Source organism: Ruminococcus sp. (genome assembly GCF_017650195.1).
Classification (GTDB): Bacteria; Bacillota; Clostridia; order Oscillospirales; family Ruminococcaceae; genus Ruminococcus.
Genome location: NZ_JAGCFH010000215.1, coordinates 1 through 14138 on the forward strand (window position 1 = coordinate 1; position 14138 = coordinate 14138).

At 46.4% G+C, this 14138-nt stretch carries 11 protein-coding genes; 5 read left to right on the top strand and 6 right to left on the bottom strand.

Annotated features, from left to right (window positions below):
* The first annotated feature begins 357 nt into the window (after nucleotides 1-357).
* The 5 genes from J6U00_RS09905 to J6U00_RS09925 all read left to right on the top strand — a co-directional run bounded on the left by J6U00_RS09905 (nucleotide 358) and on the right by J6U00_RS09925 (nucleotide 5207).
* A complete protein-coding gene (locus tag J6U00_RS09905; RefSeq protein ID WP_296581441.1) occupies nucleotides 358-1680 on the top strand; it encodes a hemolysin family protein in 1323 nt (440 codons plus the stop codon).
* A 42-nt stretch (nucleotides 1681-1722) separates the two neighbouring features.
* Nucleotides 1723-2397 carry a hypothetical protein gene (locus J6U00_RS09910; protein ID WP_296581444.1) on the top strand — a complete coding sequence of 225 codons (675 nt, stop codon included), beginning with the start codon at nucleotides 1723-1725 and terminating at the stop codon, nucleotides 2395-2397.
* Nucleotides 2398-2570: 173 nt separating this feature from the next.
* Entirely contained in the window at nucleotides 2571-4013 is a 1443-nt protein-coding gene (proS, locus tag J6U00_RS09915; RefSeq protein WP_296581446.1) for a proline--tRNA ligase, read from the top strand.
* Between the two features lie 284 nt (nucleotides 4014-4297).
* Nucleotides 4298-4738, top strand: a complete 441-nt coding sequence (rnhA, locus tag J6U00_RS09920; protein ID WP_296581458.1) for a ribonuclease HI — start codon at nucleotides 4298-4300, stop codon at nucleotides 4736-4738.
* A 52-nt stretch (nucleotides 4739-4790) separates the two neighbouring features.
* A complete protein-coding gene (locus tag J6U00_RS09925) occupies nucleotides 4791-5207 on the top strand; it encodes an EF-Tu/IF-2/RF-3 family GTPase (protein ID WP_296581448.1) in 417 nt (138 codons plus the stop codon).
* A 182-nt stretch (nucleotides 5208-5389) separates the two neighbouring features.
* Here J6U00_RS09925 and J6U00_RS09930 read toward each other — a convergent pair whose 3' ends face one another.
* The 6 genes from J6U00_RS09930 to J6U00_RS09955 all read right to left on the bottom strand — a co-directional run.
* Nucleotides 5390-6841, bottom strand: a complete 1452-nt coding sequence (locus J6U00_RS09930) for a leucine-rich repeat domain-containing protein (protein WP_296581449.1) — start codon at nucleotides 6839-6841, stop codon at nucleotides 5390-5392.
* Entirely contained in the window at nucleotides 6834-9095 is a 2262-nt protein-coding gene (locus J6U00_RS09935; RefSeq protein WP_296581451.1) for a leucine-rich repeat domain-containing protein, read from the bottom strand. Before J6U00_RS09935 ends, J6U00_RS09930 begins: the two co-directional genes overlap by 8 nt.
* A gap of 118 nt (nucleotides 9096-9213) precedes the next feature.
* Nucleotides 9214-10263 (bottom strand): flagellin lysine-N-methylase, encoded by a 1050-nt coding sequence (gene fliB, locus J6U00_RS09940; RefSeq protein WP_296581453.1) that lies wholly within the window; start codon nucleotides 10261-10263, stop codon nucleotides 9214-9216.
* A gap of 36 nt (nucleotides 10264-10299) precedes the next feature.
* Complete coding sequence (locus tag J6U00_RS09945; protein WP_296581455.1) at nucleotides 10300-12249, bottom strand: nucleoside-diphosphate sugar epimerase/dehydratase; 1950 nt, start codon at nucleotides 12247-12249, stop codon at nucleotides 10300-10302.
* A gap of 42 nt (nucleotides 12250-12291) precedes the next feature.
* Nucleotides 12292-13005 (bottom strand): CpsB/CapC family capsule biosynthesis tyrosine phosphatase, encoded by a 714-nt coding sequence (locus J6U00_RS09950; protein ID WP_296581456.1) that lies wholly within the window; start codon nucleotides 13003-13005, stop codon nucleotides 12292-12294.
* A 362-nt stretch (nucleotides 13006-13367) separates the two neighbouring features.
* Nucleotides 13368-14138, bottom strand: a 771-nt coding sequence (locus J6U00_RS09955) for a dockerin type I repeat-containing protein (protein ID WP_296581457.1), incomplete at its 5' end; no start/stop codon positions are given.

A 14138-nucleotide genomic window follows, 5' to 3' on the forward strand; every position in this document is an offset into this window, starting at 1 on the left:
AATACTGCATTGTAAAGTTGGCTGAACCGCCGTGTACCGAACGGTATGCACGGTGACTTGAGAGGTCGGCGGCTAAATAGCCGCCTCCTACTCGATTGTTGTTCTTGCATTTTTTACACGAAAATGGCACAAAACTTGACAAAATCACAATAATACGCTATAATAAAAATACTATACCAAAAAGGAGATGAAAAACGCAATGGACGGTGCCCCTGACGGCAGTAATCCTGATAATACAAGGTTCTTCGTTGAATATAAGATATCAAGGCATGGTCTGCACTATCGCTTGTGTTGACTATGCCTTTATGAGGTTTAAGAGAACATAGAAATATTATATTTTTACGGAGGATATGAATAATGATAGGGCAGATAATTCTGCAAATTATACTTATAGCGCTGAATGCGCTCTTTGCGTGTACCGAGGTGGCAGTTATTACCATAAGTGACGTCCGCCTTGAAAAGCTTGCGGCAAGCGGCAACAAAAGAGCCATAAGGCTCAAAAAGCTTACCAATCAGCCCACACGTTTTCTTGCCACAATACAAGTTGCGATAACCCTTGCTGGATTTATAGGTGCAGCATTTGCAGCTGACAGCTTTTCTGAAATGCTTACGTCTGCGCTTGTGAAAGCAGGCACGGGTATACCGGCAGCAGTGATAAAGAAGGTATCGGTAGTTATCATAACACTGGTGCTTTCCTTCTTCACTCTTGTGTTCGGCGAGCTAGTACCCAAGCGTCTTGCAATGAAGGACCCAGAGAAGATAGCTCTTGCAGCGAGTGGCATGATAACCTTTGTGTCAAGGATCTTTGCACCTATGGTATGGCTTCTAAACATCACCTCCAACGGTATACTGCGTCTTATGGGTATAGACCCAGAGAGTGACGACGATACCGTTACCGAGGAGGAGATACTCATGATGTCCGACGCTGGTGCCGAAAAAGGGACTATTGACGAGGATGAGAACCGGATAATAAAGAATATTTTTGCATTTGACGACACTACCGTTGAGCAGGTATGTACGCACAGGACAGATGTTGACGTGCTTTGGAGCGACGACGATACTAACGTGTGGGAGGAAACTATCCATCGCACAAGACACTCATCCTTTCCTATATGCGGAGAGAGCGTTGACAACGTTATCGGTGTGCTGAATGCCAAGGACTACTTCCGCCTTGACGATAAGAGCCGTGAAAATATCATGAATTCCGCGGTGCATGAGCCCTGCTTCGTACACGAGAACATGAAGGCGGACCGCCTTTTCGACCAAATGAAGAAGCGGGGAGCCGATCATTTCGCTATCGTAGTAGACGAATACGGCGGAATGAGCGGTATAATTACTATTACCGACCTTGTGGAGGAGCTTGTTGGTGACTTTGCCGACGACCCCGAGGACGAGCCTGCTGTAAGGCTTGAAAAGACAGGGGACAACACATGGACAGTACCTGGTATCAGCTCCCTCAGTGACGTATGTGAGGAGATCGATGTGGTGCTTCCTGCTGATAAGTATGAGACCTTCGGCGGATACGTCATAGCAGAGCTGGGTGAGATACCAAAGGACGGCTCACAGCTTTCGCTTGAAGCAGGAGGGCTTCATATAGACATACTCGAGGTGAAGCATCACCGTATAGAGGTATGCCGTGTGGAGAAGCTTGCTGCTGAGAAGGAAGAAGAAGAGGAATGATACTGCGGGGAATGGGAACGCAGAATATAAGGAGAGATAATTATGTCAGGTATAGGAAATTTTTACGGTGAAAGTCCGTCATTAGGCGGAAAAAAGGCTTCGCCGGCGCTTGTTTTTGTAGTGTTCGGCTTAATCGCGCTTTTTTGTATAGGCTACGGTATAACTGGATTTGTAGGAGAAAAAGTCACTCTTGACGAGGCGTTCTCATCCGGTCTGGACGGAGGAGAGATAGTAAGCGGCGTGCCGCCAACTGGCAGCAATCAGTATAATCTGAAGGTCAAGAACAGAGTGAATATGATACCACTGGGAGACGAGTATTATTTTCTGATATGCTCCGAGAATGAGGATAAGGCGTTCATTGTGCGTGCAGAAAAGGAGTTCGGTGATAACTTCGACGGCGAGTACAAGAATTTTAGAAATAAGGCTATAAAAGGCAAGGTAAAGAGAACAAACAGCAGGGTGGAAAGCAATTTCACTTATGACCGTATGCTCGACTCAGCTGTGTTTATCGACTTAACAAGCACACGTCTCAGCATTATGTGGATAATAGCTGGAATACTCAACATTGTTTTAATTATATGCTTTGCCATACAGACAAAGAAGAACAAGTATGACGAGTATATGAGCACAGGCACAAAGGTGGGGCTTGGCTCTGCAATGCTGATCTCCATGCTTGTTGCCGGATGCCTGATTATTTACCTTATTATGCGATTCTGACATTGACAATATATCGGGGAAATGATATAATTAATGTATCCATGATAACCGCCATAAGGCGGTTATTGCCCTGAACTCTGTCCAGGGAGCGTAAATTCCTTAAAAACAGTAAATTTGCGCGGCACACTAAGTTATAATACCTATTTTAATTTTACAGAAAGAGGTCATAATATATGGCAAAGGATAAAAAGCTGGTATCCGAGATAACCTCAATGGACGAGGATTTTGCTCAGTGGTATACCGATATCTGCAAGAAGGCAGAGCTTATAGAATATACGAGCGTAAAGGGCTGTATGGTAATACGTCCCTACGGCTATGCGATATGGGAAAATATGCAGCATATACTTGACACTGAATTCAAGAGACTGGGACATGAGAATGTATGTATGCCAATGTTTATCCCCGAGAGCCTTCTCCAGAAGGAAAAGGACCACGTTGAGGGCTTTGCTCCTGAGGTTGCATGGGTAACTCATGGTGGAAACGAGAAGCTGGAGGACAGGCTTTGTGTTCGTCCTACCTCAGAGACTCTTTTCTGCGAGCACTATGCTAATATAGTTCATTCATACCGCGACCTGCCCAAGCTCTATAACCAGTGGGTAAGCGTTGTCCGCTGGGAAAAGACTACACGTCCATTCCTTCGTTCAAGAGAGTTCCTCTGGCAGGAAGGTCATACTATACATGCAACAGCCGAGGAAGCTATCGAGGAAACAGAGCGTATGCTCAATGTATATGCTGATTTCTGCGAGAAGTCCCTTGCTATGCCTGTTATCAAGGGCAAGAAGACTGAGAGCGATAAATTCGCAGGAGCTGTCTCTACCTATGCCATTGAAGCCCTCATGCACGACGGCAAGGCTTTGCAGGCAGGTACATCACACTATTTCGGCGACGGCTTTGCAAAGGCATTCGGCATTGAGTATACTGATAAGGAAAACAAGAGAGTGAATCCCCACCAGACCAGCTGGGGCGTTACCACTCGTCTTATCGGCGCAGTCATCATGACCCACGGTGATAACAGCGGACTTGTACTTCCACCTGCTGTAGCTCCGATACAGGCGGTTATCGTTCCTATTGCCCAGCACAAGGAAGGCGTACTTGACAAGGCAAACGAACTTCTCAATGAACTGAAAGCCGCAGGTATAAGAGTAAAGCTTGACGACAGCGAGAATTCACCGGGCTGGAAGTTCTCGGAATATGAAATGAAGGGCGTACCTGTACGTATCGAGATAGGTCCCCGTGATATAGAGGAAAACCAGTGCATAGTCGCAATACGATATAGCGGCGATAAGAAGACTGTGGCACTTGGCGATCTTGCATTATACGTTAAGGCACTCCTCGAAAAGGAGATACCTGAGGGTATGTTCAACAAGGCTGCGGAGAACCGCGCAAACAGGACATACGCCTGCACGACTATAGACGAGATAAACAAGGCTCTGGAGAAGGGCGACGGCTTCATCAAGGCAATGTGGTGTGGCGAGGAAGCATGTGAAGACGAGGTCAAGGAAAAGACCGGCGTGGGCTCAAGATGTATACCATTCGATCAGGAGCAGCTCAGCGACAAGTGTGTATGCTGCGGCAAGCCTGCAAAGTGCATGGTATACTGGGGCAAGGCTTATTGATTTAGCTTATAGCTGTAAGCCACAAGTCATTAGCTTGCAGGGACGGCTTGTTTAATCTGAATTGTAGCGACGTACAGTGTGCGCCCATGCCAATAACTAATAAATGACCTTTGTAGGAGCGGATATTATCTGCTCGCATATATGACTGCAAATGACGGGGCGATGTGGACATCGCCCCGAGGTTTTAAGTTTATTTTGTCAGGCAGTCGAGGACATCAGCCCCACAGATATTCTAATCACTAAGTACTAATTTCTAATAACTGAAATCAAATGAAGGTGATATTATCAAAACAGTTGAGATATTCACAGACGGCGCTTGCAGCGGCAATCCAGGTCCTGGCGGCTACGGTGTGGTGCTCCGTTTCGGAAAAATAGAAAAGGAACTTTCTGGCGGTGACAGTGCCACCACCAACAACAGAATGGAGCTCCTCGGTGTTATAACAGGGCTTTCTGCGTTGAAAGAGCCTTGTAAGGTCATACTCACCACTGACAGCAAGTATGTGGTTGACAGTATAACCAAAGGCTGGGTATATGGCTGGAAGAAAAAGGGGTGGATAAAGTCCGACAAGAAACCTGCCCTCAACGTTGACCTATGGGAGCAACTCCTGCCCCTGCTGAAAAAGCACGACGTTACTTTTAACTGGGTCAAGGGACACGCAGGACACCCCGAAAACGAGCGTTGCGATCGCCTTGCAGTGGAGCAGAGAGATATACATTCAAGGTGATACCGTGCTTCCTGCACGGCAAAAAATATTATTTCCGAAAGAGGTGTACATTATGGGATTACTGGACAAGATAAAGGAAAAGCTCCTTAACCGCGATTCGGCAGACACGGGCTTTCTTACTGATGACGAAAAGGAGCTTCGGGAGTATGAGGAATACTATACACCCCAGACCGGAGTTGCTGATGGAACTTACGCAGAATTTGTAATTAGCGATGTTTTCGCTATTACCGGAAGAGGAACAGTCGTCACAGGAACGGTAACAGGCGGAGTTTTCCGCGTTGGCGATGAAGTAACCGTAGTTCACGGTAGCAACGAGATAAAGTCTGAGATCATGGGCATTGAGCAGTTCCGTAAGACCTGTGATTCCGTATCGGAGGGAGCTAATGCTGGTTTCTGGCTTAAGGACATCGACAGGAAACAGGTTAACAGGAACGATATCATAAAAAAGCACGGAAACACTGATATATGAAACCAAACCAAAGGGCTGTAGGGACTTTGTCTCCTTGCAGCCCTTAGCTAATAAAAAAGCTGTAATGTTAGTATTTAACAATACAGCTTTTGATATTTTGTACGAAACATAGAACTTGAAAATGATTTTTCAATATTCAATGTTTTTCTTTGAATTTCAGTACATTCCGCCTTCTTAAAGATTTATTCTTCGCCGTTTTTTTCTGCGGATTTGTCTTCAGCGTCGTCACCCATAATTTTCTTGTAGGCCTTTTCTGCTTCAAGTTCCTTGGCTTTTTTAGCAGCTTTACGCGCACCGGAAGCACCTAGCTTCCAGCCACGCTTCATCAGCACGGCAGCGAATACTGCCGCAGCAGCTAGGGCGCCTAACATGATGACTATGAAGGCAATCTTTTTGATATTGAAGTCTGTGACTGTATAGCTTATTTTTTCGGACTTGGCGTACTTAGCTCCAGCAGAGCCTGAGAATACGCTGAGACTAAAACCTTCAACAGGCTTGCGTTCCGGACTTTCGTATGTAAAGCCGAAAGCGTCATCACCTATAGTGCTAACGCTTTTTGGTATGCTGACCTGTTTCAGTTCGTCGCACACGAAAAATGCGTCTGCGCCTATAGTTTTTACGCCCTCCGGAAGAATGACCTTGCTGAGAGATTCACAGTAAGCAAAGGCATTGTCGTCTATCAGGCTTACAGTTGTCGGTATTGAAAGAGAGGTAATCTTATTATCGAACATGAAGGCTGAAAGACCTATGGTTTCAAGCCCCTCCGAGAAATCCACGCTTTTCAGACCTGAACAGTAGCTGAAAGCCTCATCTCCTATAGCTGTGACAGATGAGGGGATATGCAACGATGTGAGCTGAGCGCAGGTGGAGAAGGCTCCGGAGCGAATATTGACAGTACCCTCGGGGATTATAAGCTCTCCGCTCTTGTTCACGGAAGCCCTTATGATATCTTTCTTTTTGCTGTCCATGAGCATTTCGTCCTCATAGACGAATGAGCTGTTTGCAGAAGCGTCTATTTCCTGCAGGGAGAACCAGCAACCCATGGCGTTGTCGCCTATGGAAGTAAGAGAGGCAGGTAGCCTGAAACCGCTTATGGAGGCGCACTGATAGAACGCGTACTCGCTGATGTCCGTGACATTATTGCTGAGCTTTATATCTGAAAGTGACTGACAAAGCGCAAATGTAAAGGGCTCGACCGTAGTAAGTGTATCGGGGAGCTCAATGCTCTCAAGGGCAATACAGCCGAAAAAAGCATGATCTCCGAGATAGGTAAGTTTTTTCGGGAGAGTTACCGTCCTCAATGAAGCGCAGTCGTAAAAGGCGTTTGGAGCTATAGTAGTTATCGAATCCGGTATTTTGAGAGATGTTATTCCAGTACACCCCTGAAAGGCGCCGTCACCAATAGCAGTGATAGCCGTACCGTTTCGTATGGAGGGGACCTCCGTAACTATGGTAGCTGAGCACCTTGTTATGGTGTAGGTCATATCCTGATTCAACTCATAATAGAAGGAGCCGTCATAAAGCGTACTTTCTGCCCCCTGCAATTCGTCAGCAAAGGCGCTGAACGGGGTACAGCTGAAAAAAGCAGTTACAGCAGCTGACAGAGCGGCAAATCTACTACTGATTTTATTCAATGGTATCATCCTCCTTCTTATCGGTGGAGTCCTCTGCCTCGCGGCGCTGTCTACGGAGCTCCGCAGAGTGGGCCTTTCTTTTTGCGGCAGCATTCTCAGCCTTTTTCTTCTTAACTGTCTTTCCAGTGAGTATGCCTGCGAAAGCAAGAACAGCAGCTCCGAGTATTGCGGCTAAGCTATATACGAAGCCAGAGGACACGTTCTTTCCGAAGAATCTTGTTGTACCTGTTACCACTTTCATGCCTGCTGATTTAGCAAAGGAGTAGGCGGTGCAGTCCTTGGGAGCATAGAGCGTGAAGCCCTCAACAACAGCGTCGGCTGCTTCGCCGTTCTGGGTATCGGCATTATCGTTGTGATAATAGCCGAAGGCGCAGGCACCTATATCTGTAAGTGACTCGGGCAGTCGCAGGCTTTTTAGCGACGTGCAGTCATATAGAGCGTCCGAGCCGAGAGTAGTCAGCTTGTCCGAGAGAACAAGGCTCGACAGCTTGTTACAGCCCTCGAAGGCATAAGCGTTTATCACTTCTATATCGGGGAGTTTTACGCTTTCAAGGTTCTTGCAATTGGCAAAGGCGGACTGTTGTACCTCCTTTACTCCCGAGGGAGACGTATAGCTCTTATCCGCCTTGTTTGCGGGATAAGCGATTATGACAGTCATGTCATTGCTGTACATTACGCCGTTTTCTGATCGGTAAATGCCGCTGTTGCCGTCAATTTCTATCTCCTCCAGCTCAGTGCAGTAAATGAATGGCTCCTCGTCGTTCCATTCTTTTATAGTATCAGCTGCCTTGAAGGTCTTTAGTGATGTGCAGTCGCAGAACACCTGACTGCCGACAGTCTCGGCTCCACAGAATTCCGCGTATTCAAGGGCGGTACACTTATCAAATGCGTTATTGCCTATTTTCTTCACGCTGGCAGGAACTACCACCTTTTTCAGTTCTGAACAGTTGAAGAAGGCGAGCTCTCTTATCTCCTCGACGGTATCGGGAATGATTATCTCCTTTGCCATCGTTCCCGTGAAGCAGCTGGGGTATATCTTTGTAATTGGATTGCCGTCTATCTCGGCGGGTATGGTTATGGTGCTGTCGGTTGAGGTACAGAAGGTGAGGACAGCGCCAGTGCTTATCATAGCATACTCGAAATCTCCCGATTTTATACGGTCAAGAGCGAGAAGGTCCTGTTTTTCCTGATATTCTTCAGGAGTGAGGAAAACGAAGCTGTTCTGGTAATCGTAATCCGAATCGGAGTCGGTACAGTAGATATGAGCCGCAGAATTGGGAGAGCCCACTACAGTGAAGCTGTTGTTTGCGGTGATATTGCCGTCCTCATCAGTATAGTAGCCGAATGCACAGTAGGATATATTTGACACGGAATCGGGAATGACAACAGCCGTAAGGCCTGTATTCACAAAGGCGTACTGACCTATCTCCTCAAGAGACTGCGGTAACTCGATCTCCGTAAGCTCCTTGCAACCTGCAAAGGCTCCGCCCCCGATATATTCAAGTGTAATTGGGAGTTTTATCTCTTTGAGCACGGAACAGCCTGAAAATGCATAGGGATCGAGTTCTGTTACCTTTGTTCCGCTGAGATCAACGGATTCCATTTCGGTCAAATCTGCAAGAGCGAAGGCTCCGATCTTTTCGAGTCCTGACGGAAGAGTGATATCCTTTATCCCTGCATTGTAGAGGGACGAGGTACCTAGCTCCTTAACGCTGTCGGGAACTTTGAAGCTGTTGCCGCCCTTTTTGCAGGGGTAGCATACGAGCCTGTCCCTATCCTTGGTGTAGAGTATGCCCTCCTCTGAGAAGAAATCCTTATTGTCCTCGGATACTGTTATACTGCGGAGCTTGGTGCAGTATATAAATGGGTTCTCGTCGGATATATAGTTTATCGACGAGGGTAGGGATATTTCCGTAAAGGTATTGTTTTCAGGATCGCTTCCGAAAGCCTGCCTGCCAAGTTCAGTTACTGCAATGCCGTCTAGTTTTTCCGGGATAGTGAGGACAGCAGAGGTGCTTTTGCAGTCCTCGATGCATATAGTTCCGTCACGGGTAGTGGAGTAAAGGAAGTCGCCGCTGAGCGTGTATGTATTTTTATCTTCTTTTTTCTCCTCATTGGCTGAGGTCTCTGGAGATGCCCCCCATGCTGAGGAGTCAGTAGTATCCTCGGCGTATACGTTCGCTGCGGGAGCTGCCGTGCAAGCGCACAGGAGCATTCCTGCGATAAAAGCTGCAATTTTCTTGCGTTCCAACATAAGTATTACCCTCTCAAGTTTTTACGACATTATAAGCCGTTAATTCTTATACATTATAGCACAATGGGGGCAATATTGCAATGAATTTCACTTAGTTTTCGCATTTCACGCGTTTTTTTCAGATTTCGCCCACATTTTCGCCGAAAGACTTCGCGATAACTGTCTTAATGGCTTCCGTGGCGAAAAACGGTTCCGTTTCAAAGAGCTCAAGGAGCTTTTCCATATTTTCCTCGCAGTATTCCGTTTCCTTGGAATAATTTTTAGCAATAAGGGCACATTCCCCGAAGCTGCATAGCTTTTCAGCCTCGGCACCGCAGCGGAAGAGCCAGCTAATAAAAACGGCGCTGACGGCTGTAAACAACGTATAACCAAGTATTCTTCCATCGTATACGCTTTTCATGACATACCGGAATACGAAATAGGATACTATCCTGCGAATATAGGGAGTATATTCTTCGCTGTATGGCGGAGCTGAGATTAGAGCCTCCTCACATTTTTTTATATATGGCAGCCAGCTACCGTCAATGGGTTCGAGCTCATAAAAGCAGCGGAATATTTCTCTTATCGTATCATTTTCGTAGTATACCTTTCTTTTGAGAGCGCTGGGGCTCTCTATATACTGCTGTGTTTCCTCCGCGATATCGACTATTTGTCCGAGAGCCCTTCCTATATGGATATTTTCGTCGTTCACTGCGCTAAGCATAGCCTCACGGGCTTCAAGGAGCAGACTGAAAAGCTCTCCGTCGTATTCTCCTGAGGCTTCCTCGTCGGGGACCTCCTCCTCACAGAGGGTAAAGGGACGGGAGAGGATTAGCTCCGCTGAGGCTTCGCAGCAAAGGCCTGTGCCGCCTTCCTTTACGCTGCCGAACCACTCGAAATACCGTGGATGCTCCGAGCATATACAGCATAGGCTCTCCCTGCCGAGGTTTATGTAGATATCACACAGCCCCTCAGTGTTAAGGAATGGGCAACGTTCATCCTCTGTGAGTATAAATGAGTTGTTTTTTATGCTCCTGCGCAGTCTTTCACCGAACTCTCCGCCAATTTCGGCATATTTTTCGGCAGTTTCACTGTCTATATCTATCTCCCAGCCTTTGCAGCAGCTGTCCCTGCAATCTCCTGCGATGCAGCGGAAATCCCGGCAGTACTCTGGAGTGCGGTATATCATGGTATTTCCTCCCTGTAAAAGCAAAGGGACTGAATATCAGTCCCTTGTCATAGCTCTTCTTGGATTTTTGTGTTCCTTGATAAGCTCCGCCCTGTTGAACTCTTCCGGAGTAGTAAAGGTAGGAACTATTTCGTGCAGCGCCTCAACAGCCTCTGCATTGAGGTTAAGTTCCGCAGCGTTTTTTAGTCTGCGCAGCTTCTTTATGAACTTGTCGCCGTTAAGTTCTATCTGTTGCCCGATGAATATGAGCTTGTTTGAGGTCTGTTTAAGTCCCTCCTCGCTCATGAGAAGCTCCTCACGGAGTTTTTCGCCAGGACGAAGACCTGTGAACTTTATCTCAACATCTTTGTACGGTACCTTTCCGTACATACGGATAAGATTCTCGGCAAGCTTTACGATATGTACAGGCTGTCCCATATCGAGGACAAATATCTCGCCGCCGTGAGCTATAGCGGCAGCCTCCATAACGAGGCTTACAGCCTCAGGGATAGTCATAAAATACCTAATAACGTCTTTGTGGGTAACGGTGACAGGCTTGCCGCTCTCTATCTGTTTGCGGAAGAGAGGTATTACAGAACCGTTGGAGCCGAGGACATTGCCAAAACGTGTGGTTACGAATTCGGTGCAGCTGTCAGACTGCTGTGAGAAGTACTGTACTATCATTTCGCAGCAACGCTTTGAAGCTCCCATAACGTTGGTGGGATTTACCGCTTTGTCGGTGGATATCATAACAAACTTCTGCACCTTGTGAAAATGAGCCAACGAAGCCACATTGAAGGTTCCGAGGACATTGTTCTTGATAGCTTCCATCGGAGAATTCTCCATAAGTGGAACATGCTTGTGAGCAGCCGCATGGAAGATTATATTGGGCTTGTAGTTTTCAAGTATGGAATTCATGCGATAGTAGTCCCTTACGGAAGCTATGAGTACCGTGAGCTTAAGACTGTCGCCGTATTCCATTACAAGCTCCTGCTGTATATCGTAGGCGTTGTTCTCATAGATATCAACTATGATTATGTGCTTGGGGTCATATTTGGCTATCTGACGAACAAGCTCGGAGCCTATGCTTCCGCCGCCGCCTGTAACCATACATACCTTTCCACTGATGAAACTGCGTATATCTTCATTATCGAACTTTATAGGAGCACGTCCGAGAAGATCCTCCACCTTGATATCGCGCATCTGGGAAAGAAGGGGAGTGTTGCTGTCGTTGTTGAAGATAAGGTTTCCTATAAATGGTACGACCTTGACTGGAAGATTGGTTCCCGAACATATATCGAGTATGCGCTTCCTCTCTTCCTCAAGACAGGAGGGGATAGCGAAGATGATCTGCTCTATATGCTGCTGATCCACGTATTTGATTATCTCGTTCGTGGTTCCGACAACTGTTACGCCGTCTATCTCAGAGCCGATTTTGCTCCTGTTGTCATCGATTATGCATACCGGATCGTAAGCGGCAGACGCCTGGTCCTCTGCAAAAGGAGACTTCTGGGCGTTCTTTATCTCGGTGAGGAGCATACGGCAGGTCTGACCGCCGCCGACTATCATGGTGCGCTTTCTGTTTTCTATGGTGCCTATGCTCTTTATAGTTACAAAGGCTTCCTTGAAGATAAATCTGAAAAGGCATACTCCTGCCAGGGTGAGCAGAGCGTGTATGCCCACAAAGGTGAGGGGCACCTGTCTACGCACAGCGTATACTATCGCAACAGAAGCAGCAAAGCCGAAGAGCACACCGTACAGGCAGGACAGATAGTCACGTCGGTTGAAAAATCTCCACAGTTTGCTATATGCCCCGAATATGAACAGACAGCCGCAGCATGTGAATATACCTGCAATAAAGCTGACTACTATACCGGAATTGCTTATGCTTCTGCCGGAAAACGACAGTATGAAATTTGTGATAAGAGATGCGATAACGATGATGAATGCGTCAGCAATAACGAGTACCGCTCTGCGGAAGCTGAATTTTTCTAATACTTTTCTCAATTTTTATTCCCCCATACCGGCTGAAAAGCCAATAATCCATATTTATTCATTAGTATTGATATTTGCGTCCACACATACCGGGTTAATCTTTATTTCAAGGAGCTCGTCCGAGGCTTTCAGTACCTCAGGACTGCATTTTTCTTTCATCATATCCCAGTTAGGACGTCTTCCGTCCGTATTATGTGCGTCGCTGCCGAAGATAACTTTTCCACCCTCTTTAATTATACGTCTAAGCAGCTTTTCCTCACGCGGCACAAGAAATGCGTCGTTGTTGAACTGGAATATCGCATCTGTCTTTATAAGCTGCTCAAAATGCTCCGGAGTATAATACTGGAGATAGCGGTGAACGTGTGCAAGTACGACTTTCAGTCCATGCTCGGAGGATATGGCATTTATCTCCTCTGACATCCAGCCTTCGTAATCGCGGAATGGCAGCTCAAGCAGTATCATATCCGAATCCTCTATTGCGAGCTGTTCTATACCGTGTAGTTTTGAGATGCCATGCTCTATGGCTACTTCTGCACCGGGTACTATATACTGTATCGCGGCAAGCTCGGCTATGCTCTCGAAGGCGTCCTCACGCCGCAACAGATATTCCGTCAGTGAACGCTCCTCATGGGCATAGAAATGGGGAGTAGCTATTATACGTTCCACCCCCTGCTCTTTCATTATCTCTATCATTTCCAGAGCTGTTTCCACGTCCTGTGCGCCGTCGTCCATTCCGGGCAGAATATGGCAATGGTAATCAGTAAGCATATTCAGTTGTGTCCTTTTCCTTTTGAAATCTACATTTTTATAGTTAAATCGTTTTATCTATATGTATTTTTTTAATAGTCTAATCATATCCGTCTGGTATCCTAAAAAGCGACACCGCTATAATTATATAAAATTAATATGGATTTGTCAATAGAAATTAATAGTTAATAATATTTTATAATTCGCATAATTTCAACACGGATATTAAAACAAAAAGATAAATAACTTTTTGTGTGCTTCAGGGTGATTATGCAGACATATTCCTGCTTTTGATCATAAAAATAATTACCGAAAAAAATGCAGCTGCTTTTCAGCAGCTGCATTAGAGGTATATGGATAATTTTTAGAAGCTAAGTGACTTATTAGTCTTCTACAACAGAGCCTGCGGGAGCAGGGAGCTGTGAGATCCTGTTAAGGAGATAAAGCTGTATTGTAAGTGCGTCCTGAACAGTTACGCCGTCGTTTCCGTAAACGTCAGCGGAGAGAGAGGCTCTTTCATCAAGGGCATACTTGTTTGGGTTAGCGAGGGACTGCATGATCCTTACAGCGTCGCTGAGGTCTACCTGACCGTCAAGGTTAGCGTCGCCTGCGAGGAAGCCTGTAGGAGGCTCAACATAAGATGTTGTGGTAGTTGTTGTGGTCTCGCTTGTAGTAGAAGTTGTAGAAGTAGTTGTGGTAGTTGTTGTGGTCTCGCTTGTTGTAGTAGTAGTCGTTGTAGTTGTTGTAGTTGTGGTAGTAACTTCTTCAGCGCCGAAGTTGTAATCTTTCATATCTACGAGTTCGGGCTGATACCAGATCTGGCATTCGGCAGAAGTAAGACCTGCGGGGAACTTGCTTACGGGGATTTTTACAATGAGATCGCCGTTTGCGTCGGTTGTACCCTTCCATTCTACCTGCTCCCAGCCGTCGCCGTTGAAGCCAACGCAGCCGTTGGTTATTGTGTTGGGTTCACCTTTGAATATAAGGATAAGATCGTCGCCTGCCTGAGCGTTTGCGAAGTCAATCTTGTACTTCTTGGTCTTGTCTACTTCAACTTCGATTTCTACCTCGGGAGCGTCAAGGATAACGATCTTTTCTATAGTTGTTACCTTGTCTGTTCTTGCCTGCATGTGGTTAACTGTTGAGAGGTTATC

What these genes read in the sequence shown, in the direction of transcription:
- J6U00_RS09905 (WP_296581441.1), top strand. Translation starts at nt 358, where the DNA reads ATGATAGGGCAGATAATTCTGCAAATTATACTTATAGCGCTGAATGCG.
- J6U00_RS09910 (WP_296581444.1), top strand. Translation starts at nt 1,723, where the DNA reads ATGTCAGGTATAGGAAATTTTTACGGTGAAAGTCCGTCATTAGGCGGA.
- proS (WP_296581446.1), top strand. Translation starts at nt 2,571, where the DNA reads ATGGCAAAGGATAAAAAGCTGGTATCCGAGATAACCTCAATGGACGAG.
- J6U00_RS09925 (WP_296581448.1), top strand. Translation starts at nt 4,791, where the DNA reads ATGGGATTACTGGACAAGATAAAGGAAAAGCTCCTTAACCGCGATTCG.
- J6U00_RS09935 (WP_296581451.1), bottom strand. Translation starts at nt 9,095, where the DNA reads ATGTTGGAACGCAAGAAAATTGCAGCTTTTATCGCAGGAATGCTCCTG.
- fliB (WP_296581453.1), bottom strand. Translation starts at nt 10,263, where the DNA reads ATGATATACCGCACTCCAGAGTACTGCCGGGATTTCCGCTGCATCGCA.
- J6U00_RS09950 (WP_296581456.1), bottom strand. Translation starts at nt 13,005, where the DNA reads ATGCTTACTGATTACCATTGCCATATTCTGCCCGGAATGGACGACGGC.